This is a genomic window from Methylobacter sp. (assembly GCF_030680395.1).
Classification (GTDB): domain Bacteria; phylum Pseudomonadota; class Gammaproteobacteria; order Methylococcales; family Methylomonadaceae; genus Methylobacter_A.
Window position 1 is genome coordinate 14,979 of record NZ_JAUXVR010000003.1, and the last position, 17,511, is coordinate 32,489.

Genomic DNA, 17,511 nt, shown 5'->3' on the forward strand with positions numbered 1-17,511 from the left:
GTCGAACCGTAGTGCAGCTATCTTACTTTGTACAGCAATGAAAACAACGCCATCTGAAGTTTTAACAACTTTATCAACTATTCGTGACTATATTCGCTGGGCCGCCAGCCGATTTACCGAGGCCGAAGTGAGTTTCGGTCATGGCACTACAACTGCACTGGATGAAGCGGCAGCTCTGGTTTTGCATACCCTTCATCAGCCCTATAATCTGGCCGATGCGTATCTGCAAAGCGTTTTAACGCTGACTGAACGCCAGGCTGTAATCGATATGATCGACAGACGCATCAACGAACGCGTACCGGCCGCTTACTTAACGCATGAAGCCATTTTTGCGGGGCTGTCATTTTATGTTGACGAGCGGGTGTTGGTGCCGAGATCGCCGATTGCCGAATTAATCGAACAGCGTTTTGCGCCTTGGGTGAATGAAGAGCAGGTCGGCCGCATTCTGGATTTGTGTACCGGCAGCGCCTGCATCGCCATAGCCTGCGCTTATGCCTTTGCCGATGCCGATGTCGATGCGGTGGATCTATCGGCGGATGCGCTGGCCGTGGCCGAGTTGAATGTCGCCAAGCATCAACTGGCCGACGCGGTGACGCTTTACCAGTCGGATTTGTTTAAAGAACTGCCCGGCACTCGTTATGACATCATCGTCAGCAACCCGCCTTACGTGTGCCTTGAAGAATGGGAGCAGTTGCCCGCAGAATTTCGCGCCGAGCCTGATATGGGCTTTAAAGGCGGACACTCAGGGCTGGATATTGTTTTACGTATTCTGGTCGATGCCGATCAATATCTGGCGGAGCAGGGGATTCTGGTTGTGGAAGTGGGCAGCAGCGCCGAAACGTTGCAAAACGCTTTCCCCGATGTGCCTTTTTACTGGCTGAATTTTGAGCGTGGCGGCGATGGCGTGTTTTTGCTGACGGCTGAACAGGTTAGTCAATATAACGAATTATTTTTAACGGCTTTAGATTAGATATGTCTGGAAACTCAATAGGAAAATTATTTACCGTTACTTCATTTGGCGAAAGTCACGGCCCTGCCATAGGTTGTATCGTTGATGGCTGTCCTCCGGGAATGGCCTTGACCGAAGCCGATTTACAAGAAGATCTGGATCGCAGAAAGCCCGGCACTTCACGACACACCACCCAACGGCGTGAAGCCGATGAAGTCAAAATCCTGTCCGGCGTATTTGAAGGCAAAACCACCGGTACGTCGATTGGACTGTTGATTGAAAATACCGATCAACGCTCCAAAGATTATTCCAAGATCGCCGATACCTTCAGGCCCGGTCATGCGGACTATACCTATCAGCATAAATACGGTATCCGGGATTATCGCGGAGGGGGGCGCTCATCCGCTCGCGAAACGGCCATGCGTGTTGCGGCGGGCGGCATTGCCAAAAAATACCTCAAGGAACAGGCGGGCATAGAAATACGCGGTTATCTATCGCAACTGGGGCCGATAAAAATCGAGAAAGTCGACTGGGCGATTATCGACAGCAATCCTTTTTTCTGCCCGGATGCCGATAAAGTGGCTGAAATGGAAGCTTATATGGATGCGCTACGCAAGGAAGGCGAATCCATCGGAGCTAGAATAGAGGTGGTCGCAACCAACGTCCCGCCGGGGTTGGGCGAGCCTGTTTTTGACCGTCTTGATGCTGACTTGGCTCATGCTTTGATGAGCATTAATGCGGTAAAAGGCGTAGAAATTGGCGACGGTTTCGATTGCGTCAACAGCAAAGGTACAAAGTTTCGCGATGAAATCACTCCGGACGGTTTTTTAAGCAATCATGCCGGCGGTATTTTGGGCGGCATTTCCAGCGGCCAACATATCACTGCCAGTATCGCTTTAAAACCAACCTCCAGCCTGCGCCTGCCGGGCAGAAGCATCAACCTGCAAGGCGAGGCTATTAATGTGGTCACCGAAGGCCGTCACGATCCCTGCGTAGGCATACGCGCAACGCCGATTGCCGAAGCGATGATGGCGATAGTTATCATGGATCATTTGCTGCGTCATCGGGCGCAAAACATCAACGTGCAATCGGGATTGCCTGTTTTGCGCTAATCTACCGGAAAAGACAGGAAGCACTTCCTCGTTCCCACGGTTGCGTCACTAGTAACGCATAATATTCGAAACGTAGATGGCAAAAGCATGGAACGCAACGCCGTCCACCAGACATTCCCACGCAACGCGTGGGAACTAGCGAAGATGAATAATTCAATGCCTATCCCATACTGGCGACTGTCAGGCTTTTACTTCTTTTATTTCGCCACAGTAGGGACTTTTCTCCCTTACTGGAGCCTCTATTTAAAAGAAAGCGGATTTAATCCTGTTCAAATCGGCGAACTTTTTGCGCTGCTAGGCGGCACAAGAATTGTTGCGCCGATGCTATGCGGCTGGGTTGCCGATCATACCGGGAAAAACTTACGCATCATCCGCATAACTTCTTTTTTAACCGCTTTACTCTTTGCCGGTTTTATAATTATTCACGGTTATTCCTGGTTTGCCTGGCTAACGATTGCCTTTGGCATTTTTTGGAACTCCACGTTGCCGCAATTCGAAGCGGTAACCTTATATCATTTAAAACACCAGGAGCATCGCTACAGCCGGATAAGACTGTGGGGATCTATCGGTTTTATTGTTGCGGTGCTGGGTGTAGGCCGGTTATTGGATTACCTGTCGACCGACATGATCCCGGCAGTGGTTACCGCATGGATGACGTTGATATGGCTGGTCAGCTTGATGACGCCGGCGACTCAGGCGCCCCATCACGAGACTGACGGTATCGGTATCCTGCAAATCATAAAAAGACCGGAAGTCGTCGCGTTTCTGCTGGCTAGTATGTTGCTGCAGTTCGCCCATGCACCGTATTACGTTTTTTATTCGATCTATCTGAAACATTATCAGTACTCGGCAAGTCTGACCGGATTTCTTTGGGCGCTGGGTGTTTTTGCCGAGATCGTTTTATTTATTTACATGCGCCGTGTGTTGAAACGCTTTTCCCTGCGGTCAATTTTATTGACCAGCAGTCTGTTGTCGATCATTCGCTGGTTGATCATTGGCTGGTGCATCGACTATTTTTGGGTATTGGTCTTTGCCCAACTATTACATGCGGCAACGTTTGCAGGCGTGCATGTCGCCGCTATTCACTTAGTCCATCAGTATTTTGGCGACCGGCATCAGGGTAAAGGCCAAGCGCTCTACGCCAGTTTAGGTTTTGGTCTGGGCGGAATGCTGGGCAGCTACTATAGCGGTTATTATTGGGAGTCGTTGGGTGCGGAGTTCGTCTATTCAATGGCGGCAGTATTTTGTAGTATTGCTTTTATTATTGCCTATATCTGGGTTGGACGGGAAAGTTCTCAGGATAAGGCTGTATTAGGTTAAAATGGGGCACAGGTTGTGCTAACTCGGTCTGCAAATATTTGGGAAATAATGTGTTTGAAATCATAAAAAACGGCGGCTGGCTGATGCTGCCAATCATACTGTGTTCAATCGGCGCCATGGGCATCGTTGTTGAGCGTTTCTGGTCATTACGAAGAAAGAGGATTTTACCGCCGGATCTGGTGCCTCAGGTATGGCGATTATCCCGTGAAAAGAAGTTGGATGATGTCACCTTGCGCCATTTGAAAAACAGCTCCCCTCTCGGTTGTATTTTGGCGGCAGGTCTTGCCAACAGCCATCACGGCAGAAAATTCATGAAAGAATGCGTCGAAGAAGCGGGCCGGTCGGTCGTGCATGATTTAGAACGTTTTCTTAACACCTTGGGTACTATCGCATTAATAACTCCGTTGCTGGGCTTGCTTGGAACCGTGTTCGGCATGATTGATGTTTTTTCATCGTTAATGGAGCATGGCGTTGGTAATCCCGGCGTTCTGGCAGGCGGTATTTCGGTAGCTCTGATTACTACGGCGGCGGGATTGACGGTTGCCATTCCCAGTTTGATTTTTCATCGTTATTTTGAAAGATTGGTCGATGAATACGTGGTCAGCATGGAAGAGGAAGCCGTAAAACTGATCGATGTTTTGCATGGAAACCGCGAGGAGGCGTGATGAATTTTCAACGCAAAAAAAAGGAGAAAATCGACATATCGATAACGCCGATGATAGATGTTGTTTTTTTACTGCTGATTTTTTTCATGGTGACGACCACGTTTAACCGGCAAACGGAAGTTAATATCAAGCTTCCTGAGGCGGAAGGGTCAGCAGCTGAGGAGCATCCCAAAACAGTCTCACTGGTGATTGATGCAAACGGCATTTACGCCTTGGTCGGCGATGACGGCTTGCCTCATCAATTAATCGACCAAAGCAGGGCGGGCTTAAAACAGGAACTGAGTGCACTTGCGGTAAATTCAAAGGATGTCCCTTTTATTATCAATGCCGATGACAAAACGCCTAACAAAGCGGTCATGACGGCGCTGGATATTGCCGGTCAAGTGGGATTCAGTCGCATCACCTTTGCAACCCTGCATCCTGCCGAATAATTATGAAAAAAACCTTATCCCGATGGCTGGTGGATATCTGGTATAAAGACCCGTTTATTGGCGTGTGGCTTATGCCGTTGGGTTTTTTATTCAGCGATTTCGTTAAATTCAGAAAATTCCTGTACCGTGTCGGCGTGTTAAAAAAACACACTCTGCCGGTTCCGGTTATCGTGATAGGCAATATTACCGTGGGCGGCACAGGCAAAACGCCGTTGATTATCTGGCTGGCCGAGTTGCTTAAAAGCGAGGGTTTTAAGCCCGGCATTATCAGCAGAGGCTACGGCGGACAAGCCGAATCATGGCCGCAATGGGTCGATGCAAACAGCACAGCGGAACATGTCGGCGATGAAGCCATGTTGATCGCCAAGCAAACCGCCTGTCCAATGGCCGTAAGCCCGTTGCGGGTGGATGCCGCGAAGCTGCTGCTTGAAAAGTCGGACTGTAATGTCATTCTATCCGACGATGGTTTGCAGCATTACGCGCTGAACAGGGATATTGAAATTGCCGTAATTGACGGCGAAAGGCGTTTTGGTAACAGCTACTGTCTACCGGCAGGTCCCTTGCGCGAACCCATAGAAAGATTACAGAGCGTCGATTTTATCGTGGTGAACGGAGAGAAAACGGAAGATAACGAGTTTTCGATGCAAATCACTGGAAACACTGCGGTTAATTTAACCACCGGAGAGCAAAAGTCATTGCAGGAATTTATCGGCACCGGCTGTCATGCTTTGGCCGGCATAGGCAATCCCGACCGGTTTTTTAAACTGCTTGAGTCAGCCGGTTTGACCTGTAAAAGCCATAGCTTCCCGGATCACTATAAATTCCAGCTTGGCGACATCTTGTTTCCAGGTTCCGAGCCGGTCTTGATGACCGAGAAAGACGCGGTAAAATGTATGACGTTTGCAACCAGCCAACATTGGTATATTCCCGTAAAAGCTATTCCTGAAACTGGTTTTTCGGAGCAATTATTAAACCTGTTACGAGAAAAAACAAAAACGGCGAAATAAAACGCTTACTTGGCTCTTTCAATATGAATCATGGTTGCTCTTAAAGAAGCCAGCACATCGATAAACAGGCAAACCATTGAGCTGAATATAAATAACACGCTGAACACCACAAATAGAATCAGAATTTCAGTGCTGATTTGATCGGTAAAACGTAACGTTATTGACCCCAGCATAAATACGCCGCTGCTTATCGCACTACATAAAAGCAGGCCGAAACTCCACTTGAGTACTTGACAGCGGTACACCATCGCATTGAGTTCCTTTTCCAGCTTTTCTGCTTCGTTGCTGGTTTTTAGCTCAGTGTAAATGTCTCTGACACGTCCGATAGCATGGGTATAACGGGCGTTTAAGGTCAGTACGAAAATACCGATACTGGAAAATAAAACCAGGGAACTGGTTATCAGTTCAACAATGCCATCCAGTTTGGACAACACTTAGCCGTCCTGGCCGTCAATTCTTGCGCTGGTTAATATGGGGGCATAAACAAAGACGAATAAGGAGAATGCCGCCAGCCAGCAAAGTGTCGATACATAGATTAAATTTTCGTACCAGCCCGGCATCGCTATCGGTAATAAAACCCGAAACAATGCGGCGACATTAATCAGCACAAACGCGATAGCTATCGCATTGGAAGCCTTCAGCGCACGGCCGGTATGGCCTAGCGATACCCTCGCCATCATGCCCAGTGTTAATACGCCGATGCCTCCCAGCGTAAAAGCATGCAGCGCCAACGAAGGCATTACTACAGAATAGGCCGATAACACAGTCAGCATAAAACCCAGAATGACCCACCCGTAACCGGCATAAAGCACCCATAACATCGGTACGTACATGACGCGTTGCACATACCAGCCGGCTAGTCTGGCGATATTCACGATAACAGCAGCAAGCGCCGCCAAGGCCAGCAAGGTTCCTGAAATGCCGGCTATTTGCAGGGCAAATACGATGACGGCTGATGCTACAGACAAGCTATCCAGTAACGGGCTTCTGATAATCAGCGTTCCCGGTATGCCGCGTTCGGTAAAAAAAGGAAAAACGCGCCCGGCGATAATCAGTATTAAGATGATAATTGTTGCAACGACCAGTTGGATTCCTATTGTTGCAGTGTTTTCTTGCAGACCCAACATTTCAGCATGGATCAAGCCATTACCCAAGGCCAACAGCAGTAACAACCCGATAAAAAATAGATTTTTAAACTGTTTTGCCTGAATGATTGGCTTGCTGACTTGATAAGTCAAGACGGGTAAAAATGAAAAATCCACCAGTGCAATCAAGGCATCAGGCAGCACGCCTGCATAAAACGGCAGGATACGTCCATAAAGCCATAACAGGCACAGGCTTGCCAATTGGTCGCCAGTCACAGTCGGTTTTCCTGTCCAGTTTTTAACTGCCGTCAATAAAAAACCTGCAATGACGGCTACGGCATAACCCAACAGCATTTCGTGTGCATGCCAGTAGTTATTGGGATAATAATGTTCCGACGTTAATGTGCCGTTGAATATGGCATTCCAAAACACAATCAGAATCAGTGCTGCGAGGCCTGCCAAGGCAAAAAAGGCTCTAAATCCAAGTGCAAAAAGAGGGTAATCAAAAATAGGTTGTGATTTCATTGCTATGTTTCCAGCCAGTTCAGCTCAGCGTTCGAGAATGCCGTTAATTATACTCATTTCTCTCTTGAAAGAGCCCTTTGTGTTTCCAGGATGATTTTTTTTATTTTATGCAATACTTGCTGTTGCTGCTCTGGAGGCAGTTTGGCAAAGTCCTGTTCAAATTCGGCCAGGCTATAGGCGGATTCATTTGCTGCGTTATCGGATACGCTAAGGCCGCAATCGGTAACGACGTGTTTAATGGGGTCGCCGGCATTTTCTAAGGGTATTGCGGCGGACAGGATCTTGCGTATCATGGTATGAACGCGGATAAAAACGGACTGTCCGGTCAATATGTCATCGACGATGCGTTTGGCATAGTCTTCCGTATAGCCTTTTCGCTTTGAATCTTTAAAGGTTTTCATTTGAATCGTAACAGGGGGATTTTTGTCGATCTGATATTCAAAATCAAAGGCGCTACCCTGCGAGGCGATCAACTTATCGGCATCAATGACCACTTGCAAGGCATTGTCCTTACAAACGATCTCCAGTCTGAGATTGTCGTAAAGACCGCGGGCCGGCAAAGGCGACTGGGCAAAGCTATAGGTTCGATTGCTTAATGGGTCGCTTTTCTGATGATAGCTCCAGGTATCGGCAGCGAATATGTTAAAGGGACAAAAAAACAGCAGCGCTAAAATGAGTGCCTTGGCGGTTTTGTTAGCGGGTATGTCGAGGGGTAAAGCTATTGCTCCTTGCTCACTGCTCTTACCTGGAACTATGTAGGCATTGTAAAAAGCACGACTATGTTTCATTTTTGATGCCCATGGTCCAAAAGTGCTCGATTATTCCAGCAACTTAAAAAAACTTTTCGGCGCGCCGCATATCGGACAATCCCAGCTATCGGGAATATCGGCCCAGCGGGTGCCCGGTGCAATACCGCTGTCAGGGTCGCCTTTGGCTTCATCATAGATATGCTCGCATTCCAAACAATGATACTTTTTAAAATCCGACATATTCTGTCTCTTAAGATAATTGAAAGGGTAGTCTACGCGTGTTGAAAACCGGTTGCACAGTTAACCTTTACCGCGAGTACGGGTTCTTGTGCTGCTATTGGTAGGAGATTTGTCTTTTGAAATTTCCAGCGTCTCAAAACGTTTTTCAATAAATTGAATGATTAAATCCGCAATATCCTTGCCGCTGGCAACTTCGATACCTTGCAATCCGGGCGATGAGTTAACCTCCATAATGACAGGACCGTGGTTAGATCGCAGCATATCGACCCCACACACGTTCAGTCCCATGATTTTTGCAGCACGCACCGCAGTAGAACGTTCTTCAGGCGTTAAACGCACCAAAGTTGCAGAGCCGCCGCGGTGTAAATTTGAACGAAACTCACCTGCCGTTGCCTGGCGTTTCATCGCGGCAACGACTTTACCGTCTACTACAAAGCAGCGAATATCACTGCCACCGGCTTCCTTAATAAATTCCTGCACCATGATATTGGCTTTGAGTCCCATAAAAGCCTGAATAACACTCTCTGCGGCATTGTGGGTTTCTGCCAGGACCACACCGATACCTTGCGTGCCTTCCAGTAATTTAATCACCAGCGGCGCGCCGCCGACTTGAGCAATTAAATCCTCAATGTCGTCAGGATTATTAGCAAAACCGGTCACCGGCAGGCCAATACCTTTTCTGGCAAGTAACTGAGTTGACCTTAATTTATCGCGCGACCGTGATATGGCCACAGACTCATTCAAAGGAAAAACATTCATCATTTCAAACTGCCTCAATACCGCAGTCCCGTAGAAAGTGACTGAAGCGCCAATTCTGGGAATAACGGCATCGAATCCCGTTAAGTCTTCGCCCCGATAATGGATAGAAGGATTATGCGAGGTAATATTCATATAGCAACGCAATACATCCAAAACCCGTACCTTATGACCCCGTGCTTCTGCGGCTTTAACCAATCGAGAGGTCGAATACAGTTTGGGGTTACGGGACAAAATAGCTATTTTCATAAAGACTTAAGTTCTCGATTTATACATTTAAGGTAAAGGCATATTTTGACACGAAATAAAGCAGGATGCTTCAGAAATGGGGCGTAGAGCGGATGGGTATATTAAAATCTCTTTAAAAACAGAGGGGAATAATCAATGCAGTATTGGACATACTGACGAAACAAGGTAAAGGCCGTATCCAGTCATCGATTGCACTTATGAGCTAAATTTAAGAATGACAATGTGTTATGCCGCAAGGGCGGCGACCAAGCCGTGTTGGAGGTCCTGGACACGTTGCCCCAGGCCATCATCACGAATTTCATCAGTTGGGCGATTCTGAACGGTATAGCCACAAGGGACCGGGCTTGGGTTTGCTATTGCAGAGGGCTGGCAGAGCAAACAGTCAAAACGCCGGATGGTCGCCGTCAGTATCGGCTTGATGAGCTAAGGTTTGCTTTTGTTTTTAAGGCTAAGTGCTGCGCCATGCAGGGCTTTGGCAAGGGTAGGGTGGGCGTGTATGGTTCTGGCCAAGTCTTCGCTACTGGCGGAAAACTCCATAGCCAGCACGGCTTCGGCAATCATTTCGGAGGCTTGTGTGCCAATAATATGAATGCCGAGCAGGGCATCGGTTTCGGCGTGTGCGATAATTTTAACCATGCCCTCTGCTTGACCTACAGCTTGGGCGCGAGCAGTGGCTTTTAACGGAAAGGTGCCGATTTTGATGGGTTCGCCCATGGCCCTTAAGGCTTGTTCGGTTTGACCTACCCAGGCAATTTCAGGATCGGTAAAAGCAACGCTGGGCAGGAGGTCGTAATTGACAGGATGGTGAAGCCCCGCGACTTGTTCGGCAACAAACAGGCCTTCTTCTATGCCTTTATGGGCAATCATGGGGCCAAGCAAGGTCAGGTCGCCTATTGCATAAACGCCGGGCAGGGTGGTGCGGCAGTTCTCATCAACGTGGACATAACCGTTTTCATCGAGCAGTAAATTGGCTTCAGCGGCAGCCAGATTTTCAGTATTGGGTTTTCGACCGGATGCAACAATCAGCTTATCGACACGCAGGGCATGAGTGCCTTCGCTATCCTGATATTCTACGGTGACCTTTCGGCTACGCTCAAGACTGGCTTTTTTACTGCCTTTTTTGGCAGAAATAACCCGCGCACCCAGGCGCAGTTCCAGTCCCTGTTCAGTGTAGATACGATAGGCCTCGCGTGCAATTTGCTGGTCGGCCATGCTTAAAAACGATTCCTGCGCTTCCAGCAGAATGGTTTCAGCGCCGAGTCTGTTCCAAATGCCTGCTAGTTCAAGTCCTATAATGCCCGCACCGATAATAGCTAATCTCTTGGGTACCGCATTAAGATTCAAAGCCATAGTAGAATCAATAATAAATTCATTATCAATCGGTGCGCAGGGTAAATCGATTGGGGAGGAGCCGGCGGCCAGGATAATATGTTTGGCTTCGATTATCGATACAGCGGAATGATCGGTCGGCGTGATTTCCACCAGCCGTTCATTGAGCAGCTTGGCCTCTGCCCGAATGCAGTCGATTTTGTAATGAGCAAATGAGTCGGCGATTTGCCGGCTGAGTGCGTCAATAATATTGTTTTTACGCTGCATCATCTGCGCGATATCCACAGAGACACCTTCGACCTGGATGCCGTGTTCTTTCAGGTTGTGGGTGATCGATTGATAAATTTTCGCTGATTCCAGCAGGGCGATGGACGCAACACAACCGGCGTTGAGATAAGTGCCTCCCAGATTGCTCCGGCCTTTTTCATCATGCCAGTTATCGACACAGGCGGTTCTTAAGCCTAGCTCGGCGCATCTGATAGCGCTGGAATAACCGGCAGGTCCTGCACCGATAACGATTACGTCAAACGATTTTGCTTGTTTTTTTGACATAGTCTTATATGTTAAGCAATAGGTGAGCGGGCGCTTCCAGGCATTCTTTGATAGTGACTAAAAATTGCACGGCCTCGCGACCGTCAACCAATCGATGATCATACGATAAAGCCAGATACATGATCGGCCTGATAACAATCTGTCCGTTTTCAACCACAGGCCGCTCTTTAATGGCATGCATGCCCAAGATAGCGCACTGCGGCGGATTGAGTATCGGTGTGGACAACATCGAACCGAAAATGCCGCCGTTGGTAATAGTAAACGTACCGCCTTTTAAGTCATCATAAGTCAAGGTGCCGGATCGGGTCTTTGCGCCGAAATCGACGATGCTTTGTTCGATGCCGGCAAAATCGAGTTGATCGGCATCGCGCAATACCGGCACGATCAGGCCGCGCTCGGTGCTGACCGCGATGCCGATGTCATAGTAGCCGTGATAGATAATGTCGTTATCGTCTATCGAGGCGTTAATGGCCGGAAAGCGCTTTAAAGCCTCAATAGAAGCCTTAACAAAGAACGACATAAAGCCCAGTTTGACGTGGTGCTTTTTTTCAAAGCGTTCTTTGTATTGGTTGCGAAGATCAATCACGTTTTGCATGTTGACCTCATTAAAGGTAGTCAGCATCGCCGCATTTTGCTGCGCCTGTAACAGGCGTTCGGCAACTTTGGCTCTTAGCCGGGTCATCGGGACGCGCTGTTCCGGCCGTAGATTTGAAATCCCCCTGCTTTCGGCTTCTACCTTTGGCGCATAAGGCGCAACGGTTTTTTCAGCTTCTTTGGGGGCTTCCGGCTCGGCTTTGGCGGCCGGAACTATCAGCTGAGCTTCTTGCAGGGTTTTTTTATGCAGGTAGTCAAGCACATCGGTTTTAGTCAGGCGGCCGTCTTTTCCGGAACCTTTGATAACGGAAGGGTCCAGCGTATTTTCAGCAATTAACCGGCGTACCGATGGGCTTAGCGGAATACCCGATTCTTCCTCATCCTCAGGTTCAGGGCTGGTCGCCGCTGTTTTTGGGCCTTCTTCTACGGCTTGAGGTTCCAGCAAAGCCAGTACATCTCCACCGACAACAATGGAACCGTCTTCCTTGAGGATTTTGCCAAGGATGCCGGATTCCGGCGCAGGAACTTCCAGTACAACTTTGTCTGTTTCAAGATCGACGAGGTTTTCGTTTTTAATAACAGTGTCGCCGGGCTGCTTATGCCAAGTGATCAGCGTTGCATCTGAAACGGATTCGGGTAGGTTGGGAACGATGATTTCAATGCTCATGTTATTTTCCTGAAAGTTTGCCGTAAAGGGCCGATTGAACGACTGCTTTTTGTTGTTCTATATGGACACGGAAATTGCCGACAGCAGGCGCTGCCGATGCTTCTCGACCGGCATAGGTCATGCTGATCCGGGAACCGATGTTGTCGGAAAAGTGATGTCGGGATTGATACCAGGCACCTTGATTTTGGGGTTCTTCCTGACACCAGATGAACTCTTTAAGCTGCGGGTATCTGCCGACTTCCGCTTTAAATAATTCATCGGGAAAAGGGTAGAGCTGTTCTATGCGGGCAATAGCGACGTGCTTAAGGTCATCCTGGCGCCGTGCTTCCAGCAGATCGTAATAGACTTTGCCTGCACACATGACCAGGCGGGTCACTTTTTTGGGATTGATGTCGTCCTGCTCGCCGATGACGGGCAGGAATTGACCGTCGGTTAAATCTTCCAGTGTGGAAATCGCAAGCTTATGGCGCAGCAAACTCTTGGGACTCATAACTATCAACGGTTTCCGATACGAACGCAGCATTTGGCGGCGCAACAAATGAAATATTTGCGCCGGCGTAGTCGGACTGCAAACCTGTATATTATGTTCGGCGCACAGTTGCAGATAGCGTTCCAATCGGGCGGAGGAGTGTTCCGGCCCTTGGCCTTCAAAGCCGTGCGGCAACAGCATCACCAGATTGCACATGCGCCCCCATTTGGTTTCGCCGGAACTGATAAATTGGTCGATAACCACTTGCGCGCCATTGGCAAAGTCGCCGAATTGCGCTTCCCAGATAACCAGAGTGTTCGGCATCGTCGTGCTGTAGCCGTATTCAAAACCTAACACGCCTGCTTCGGACAGCAGGGAGTCGAAAATCTGCGTATTGCCCTGATCTTTGTCCAGGTGTTTAAGCGGCGTATAGGTTTTATTATGGAGTTGATTATGCAAAACAGCATGGCGATGTACAAAGGTGCCGCGACCGACATCCTGCCCGGTCAAGCGAACATTATGCTTTTCCATCAATAGCGTCGCGTAGGCCATGTTTTCGGCAAAACCCCAGTCCAGCGGCATTGCTCCGGCCGCCATTTTACGGCGGTTATCCATGACTTTGGCGACTCTGGGGTGCATTTCAAAACCGGTCGGCAGCCGCTGCATTCTATCGCTGCAAAAGCGCAGACGATCCATGGAAACCGAGGTGTTGCAGGGTGCTTTCCAGTCGCTGCCCAGAAATTTGTTCCATTGATTGGTGTACGGATAGGGACCATCGGACAGGATCGGTCTGGAAACAACTTCACCGGCTTCCAGCAGTTTTTGGTAATTTTGTTCCAACTCTGTCGCTTGTTCAACAGTGATAAGCCCGGTTTTAATCAGTTTTTCGGCGTAAAGTTTCCGCGTAGACTTAAGTTTGCGGATTTTTTTATACATCAAGGGTTGGGTCGTCGAAGGCTCATCGGCTTCATTATGTCCAAGCCTGCGATAGCAAATAAGGTCGATGACTACATCTTTATTAAAAGTCATCCGGTAGTCCATTGCCAGTTTGGTTACAAAGATAACGGCGTCAGGATCATCGCCGTTGACATGAAAAACCGGCGCCTGGATCATGCTGGCCACATCGGTGCAATAAAGCGTGGAGCGCGCGTCCAGCGGGTTACTGGTGGTAAAACCGATTTGATTGTTGATGACGATATGGACGGTTCCGCCGGTATAAAAAGCGCGGGTTTGCGACATGTTCAAGGTTTCCATGACGATGCCTTGTCCGGAAAAGGCCGCATCGCCGTGGATTAAAATGGGGATTACCGTATTTTTGCCGTTTATTCCTGCTCGGTCCTGACGGGCTTTAACCGAACCTTCGACAACCGGGTTGATGATCTCCAGATGCGACGGGTTGAATGCCAGCGTTATATGCACCGGACCGCCGGGCGTACTGATGTCGGACGAAAAGCCCATGTGATATTTCACATCGCCGGTACCGACACCCGGCGAAAGCGGCGATGTACCGGCAAACTCATTAAACAGGCTGGCCGGGCTTTTGCCTAAAATATTGACCAGCACATTTAACCGGCCTCGGTGAGCCATGCCGATCACAATCTCATTAACGCCTTTTTCGCCAAATCCTTGAGTTAATTCATCCAGAATCGGGATCAGCGATTCGCCGCCTTCCAGAGAAAAACGTTTTTGACCGACAAACCGATTATGTAAATGGCTTTCTATGCCTTCCGCCGCAGTCAATAGCTTAAGCGTCCAGAGTTTTTTTTCAGGTTCCAGCTCCAAGTTGGCTTTAGAGCTTTCCAAACGGTTTATTATCCAGCGCCTGATATGGGTATCGACTATGTGCATGTATTCAGAGCCGATGCTGCCGCAGTAAATTTCTTGCAGATTGGCAATAATGTCGCGTAAAGGCAGTCGATCGCCACCATAAAGCGCACCGGTATCGAACAAGGTATCCATATCAGGCTCGGAGAGACCGTAATAAGCGGGATCCATATCGGGAGGCGGCGGCAAGGTTCTGCCCAATGGGTTATTGGCTGCAATCTGATGGCCGCGGACCCGGTAATGATTAATAAGCCGGGCAACTGCCGATTGCTTTTTGACGCTTTCTTCGGTAAATCCTTGTAATTTGGCTAATCTACCTTGAGATTTAAGCGCAAGCTGCGCAAAGCGTTCTACGACAGGGCTGTGGGGTGTCTCAAAATCAGCGCCGTTGTGAATTTCGTTGAATCTTTTTTGCCAGCTGGATTCAACCGAGTCAGGGTCCTCGAGAAACCGTTCATATAAGTTCTCAACAAAGCCGGCGTTGCTACCATAGAGAGAAGAAGAATCTTGAAAAAGTTTAAGCAGCTTACTCATCATGAATGTCCAATTTATTCTGTAAGGATTTTGTCTTTGTCTGAACTCTTAAGTAGTATGTTACCAAGGTTTAACGCATTCGCTGACTAAAATATGCGATGCTGAGCCAAGAAAGACAATCAATTATTTTCATCTAAAAATATGGTCGATATAATTTTATGACAGACAACAGAAATATTGTAATTAAAGTTAAATACCCGGTATCTGGAAAAGCGACAGAGAAATTTGAACCAAAAATGATAACAGAATGGAATGTTAAAAGGATATTGCTTGCCGCCGGCGTGCTGGTTTTTATTTTAGCGGCGTTATTTTATGTTATTAATAATGATCCGCAAAAAAACGATTCAGATAATACTGCTGTAGTGGTAGCTGATACTATAGAAAAAAAGGTAACACCGCAGGTTGAAATTAAGGAAATCGAGATAAAAAAACCGGATAGTTCCAAGCAGGCGGTTACAAAAACTAACCTGCCAATTAAGCCGACAAAAGAAGCCACTAAGAAAAATAAACCCGCTTCCGACATTACGGTTAAGACAGCTGTAAAAAAGCAGTCCACTGAAAAAGTTATTAAGGATATCGGGTATTCAAAGGTTAATCATCATGTAACAAGAGCAGTGTTAACTTACGATATTAATAATAAAGAACCTGTAGGAGAAATAGCCCGAGCTGTAAACGTTAGCAGAAAAAAGCCGGCCTGGATCTATTATTTTACTGAATTAAAATCAATGAAGGGTAGCAAGGTCTATCACGAATGGCTGAAAAATGATGTGATTGTTTCCAAGCAGGAGTTGATTATATCGGGCGATACCTGGCGCACATCAAGCCGCAAGTTATTGACTGTCTCTGAAAATGGTAAATGGTCGGTAAGACTGATTGATGAGCACGGCCAATTATTAAATGAAAAGTTTTTTAAGGTTGAATAACTTTATACGCTATATATCTAATATATTTATAATTAAATTAATGATATAGTTAATATAACGTTTTCTAATCTTAAGGAATTAAAATGACCGAATATCAAAATCTTTCTGAACATGAATTGCAAGCTGTTATTGAGAATGCAGAAAAAGCATTAAAAAATAAACAGGCTAATAAACGCAAAGAAGTTATAGCGCAGATTAAAGAATTGGCAGCCTCTATTGATGTCATTGTGGAAATTCATGAGCCTGAGAAAAAGTCTGTTCGTAAGGGCGCAAAAGTTGCTATCAAATATCGTCATCCTGATGACCATAATAAAACATGGACAGGTCGCGGAGTGGCGCCAAAATGGATGCAGGAATTGTTGAGCGCCGGACATGAGCGCTCCGAGTTTGAAGTATAAGGCTTACGATCTATCCAACAATACGCACGATGAACCGCAGAGCTCCGGCTCGATGCGTTTCATCAAGGGCGTAAAAATTTCCGTGTAAACCGTCGTTAAAAATTATCTGACGCTTGATCTCATATAGAATCATAAACTGATTCAGGGTGGGCTTTCATGATTTGAACAGCCTGTTCAATTGCCAAATTAAGGATGTCATGACCGATTGATTCGCAGGAAACAGTTTGCGACGTTCGGCAGCCTTGCTTCACGTTAAAGTGCTGAAATAAACTGAGTCCTTATCGAACAATAAAGGATTAACAATGGATGACTTTCTAAAAGAACTCATCGTCGGACTACCGGACACGCCGCAGATGGTTCGTGGAGCCATCCGGTTGATAGCTGCTGCGCTGTTAGGCGCAGTAATAGGAATCCAGCGTGAGCGCCTGGGCAAGCCTGCGGGATTGCGAACGCATATGCTGGTTGCTTTGGGTTCGGCCCTCTTCGTGGTTACTTCCTTAGAATTCGGGATGTCTTCGAGCGATTTGTCGCGCGTGATTCAAGGGCTTGCTACCGGCATCGGCTTTATCGGAGGCGGCGCCATTCTCAAGTTGAGTGAAGAACGTGAGATTACAGGACTAACGACAGCGGCAGGCATCTGGCTGACCGCAGCTGTCGGCGTGGCTGTAGGGATGGGGCGCTGGGGAACGGCGGCATTGAGCGTCGTATTGACATGGATCATTCTCGCGGTCATTGGCCAAATTGAATATCAGCGCGAGAAAAAACAAAAGGCCAAAGACAAAGACCCGAGTAATGACGTCTGAAGTCCAATGGTATTGGATAAGCCAGCGCTTATAAGCGTCGTATAGTGCCAAACAAATCCCTGGACTTGTGAAGCAATTACTGGAGTCTTCGACTTAAACCTGGTAGCGGTTCTATCCCGCAGTAGTTTTCGATCTTGCTCCAGGGTATGTTTGAAGATCAGCCACCTGCCTGCCATGGCACTCTCCCAATCCGCGCCGAGGCTTTCGCCGTCGAGCATCCGGAACGCCGCTTATCATAATGGTTAAATACCATCGCCTGATTTTGATAATCCCCCGTGGGCGAACGACTCATCAGCCAAGACCCACGCCCATGGCAAGAAAATGCGTCCA

The 17,511-nt window shown here is 47.8% G+C and carries 17 protein-coding genes; 9 read left to right on the forward strand and 8 right to left on the reverse strand.

Going from position 1 to position 17,511, the window contains the following annotated elements; translation table 11 throughout:
- The first annotated feature begins 37 nt into the window (after positions 1–37).
- The 6 genes from prmB (at position 38) to lpxK (ending at position 5,484) form a co-directional block, all read left to right on the forward strand.
- Positions 38–970, forward strand: coding sequence for a 50S ribosomal protein L3 N(5)-glutamine methyltransferase (gene prmB, locus Q8L79_RS00305; RefSeq protein ID WP_305267009.1), 933 nt, complete (start codon positions 38–40; stop codon positions 968–970).
- A 2-nt stretch (positions 971–972) separates the two neighbouring features.
- On the forward strand, positions 973–2,061 hold the full coding sequence (gene aroC, locus Q8L79_RS00310) for a chorismate synthase (RefSeq protein ID WP_305267012.1): 1,089 nt from the start codon (positions 973–975) through the stop codon (positions 2,059–2,061).
- 144 nt (positions 2,062–2,205) lie between these two features.
- Positions 2,206–3,381 (forward strand): MFS transporter, encoded by a 1,176-nt coding sequence (locus tag Q8L79_RS00315; protein ID WP_305267014.1) that lies wholly within the window; start codon positions 2,206–2,208, stop codon positions 3,379–3,381.
- Between the two features lie 50 nt (positions 3,382–3,431).
- Positions 3,432–4,046: a MotA/TolQ/ExbB proton channel family protein gene (locus Q8L79_RS00320; RefSeq protein ID WP_305267015.1), complete on the forward strand. Its 615-nt coding sequence runs from the start codon at positions 3,432–3,434 to the stop codon at positions 4,044–4,046.
- On the forward strand, positions 4,046–4,477 hold the full coding sequence (locus Q8L79_RS00325; RefSeq protein WP_305267017.1) for a biopolymer transporter ExbD: 432 nt from the start codon (positions 4,046–4,048) through the stop codon (positions 4,475–4,477). The genes Q8L79_RS00320 and Q8L79_RS00325 overlap by 1 nt, the downstream gene beginning before the upstream one ends.
- A 2-nt stretch (positions 4,478–4,479) precedes the next feature.
- A complete protein-coding gene (gene lpxK, locus Q8L79_RS00330; protein ID WP_305267018.1) occupies positions 4,480–5,484 on the forward strand; it encodes a tetraacyldisaccharide 4'-kinase in 1,005 nt (334 codons plus the stop codon).
- Positions 5,485–5,489: 5 nt separating this feature from the next.
- On the opposite strand, the gene Q8L79_RS00335 is transcribed toward lpxK, so the two are convergent.
- The 8 genes from Q8L79_RS00335 to Q8L79_RS00370 all read right to left on the reverse strand — a co-directional run bounded on the left by Q8L79_RS00335 (position 5,490) and on the right by Q8L79_RS00370 (position 15,060).
- Positions 5,490–5,918 carry a DUF2721 domain-containing protein gene (locus Q8L79_RS00335; protein ID WP_305267020.1) on the reverse strand — a complete coding sequence of 143 codons (429 nt, stop codon included), beginning with the start codon at positions 5,916–5,918 and terminating at the stop codon, positions 5,490–5,492.
- Positions 5,919–7,094 (reverse strand): NnrS family protein, encoded by a 1,176-nt coding sequence (locus tag Q8L79_RS00340; RefSeq protein ID WP_305267022.1) that lies wholly within the window; start codon positions 7,092–7,094, stop codon positions 5,919–5,921.
- A gap of 53 nt (positions 7,095–7,147) precedes the next feature.
- Positions 7,148–7,882 carry a hypothetical protein gene (locus Q8L79_RS00345; RefSeq protein ID WP_305267024.1) on the reverse strand — a complete coding sequence of 245 codons (735 nt, stop codon included), beginning with the start codon at positions 7,880–7,882 and terminating at the stop codon, positions 7,148–7,150.
- Between the two features lie 30 nt (positions 7,883–7,912).
- Entirely contained in the window at positions 7,913–8,083 is a 171-nt protein-coding gene (locus tag Q8L79_RS00350; protein ID WP_305267026.1) for a rubredoxin, read from the reverse strand.
- 60 nt (positions 8,084–8,143) lie between these two features.
- On the reverse strand, positions 8,144–9,088 hold the full coding sequence (gene rimK, locus Q8L79_RS00355) for a 30S ribosomal protein S6--L-glutamate ligase (protein WP_305267028.1): 945 nt from the start codon (positions 9,086–9,088) through the stop codon (positions 8,144–8,146).
- A gap of 423 nt (positions 9,089–9,511) precedes the next feature.
- On the reverse strand, positions 9,512–10,969 hold the full coding sequence (lpdA, locus tag Q8L79_RS00360; protein ID WP_305267029.1) for a dihydrolipoyl dehydrogenase: 1,458 nt from the start codon (positions 10,967–10,969) through the stop codon (positions 9,512–9,514).
- A 4-nt stretch (positions 10,970–10,973) separates the two neighbouring features.
- Positions 10,974–12,230: a 2-oxoglutarate dehydrogenase complex dihydrolipoyllysine-residue succinyltransferase gene (gene odhB, locus Q8L79_RS00365; RefSeq protein ID WP_305267030.1), complete on the reverse strand. Its 1,257-nt coding sequence runs from the start codon at positions 12,228–12,230 to the stop codon at positions 10,974–10,976.
- Between the two features lies 1 nt (position 12,231).
- Complete coding sequence (locus Q8L79_RS00370) at positions 12,232–15,060, reverse strand: 2-oxoglutarate dehydrogenase E1 component (protein ID WP_305267032.1); 2,829 nt, start codon at positions 15,058–15,060, stop codon at positions 12,232–12,234.
- Positions 15,061–15,215: 155 nt separating this feature from the next.
- On the opposite strand from Q8L79_RS00370, the gene Q8L79_RS00375 reads away from it, so the two are divergent.
- The 3 genes from Q8L79_RS00375 (at position 15,216) to Q8L79_RS00385 (ending at position 17,181) form a co-directional block, all read left to right on the forward strand.
- Positions 15,216–15,980, forward strand: coding sequence for a DUF2914 domain-containing protein (locus tag Q8L79_RS00375; protein ID WP_305267034.1), 765 nt, complete (start codon positions 15,216–15,218; stop codon positions 15,978–15,980).
- Between the two features lie 83 nt (positions 15,981–16,063).
- Positions 16,064–16,378 carry an H-NS histone family protein gene (locus Q8L79_RS00380; protein WP_305267036.1) on the forward strand — a complete coding sequence of 105 codons (315 nt, stop codon included), beginning with the start codon at positions 16,064–16,066 and terminating at the stop codon, positions 16,376–16,378.
- Between the two features lie 302 nt (positions 16,379–16,680).
- Positions 16,681–17,181 carry an MgtC/SapB family protein gene (locus Q8L79_RS00385; protein WP_305267038.1) on the forward strand — a complete coding sequence of 167 codons (501 nt, stop codon included), beginning with the start codon at positions 16,681–16,683 and terminating at the stop codon, positions 17,179–17,181.
- The last annotated feature ends 330 nt before the right edge of the window (positions 17,182–17,511 follow it).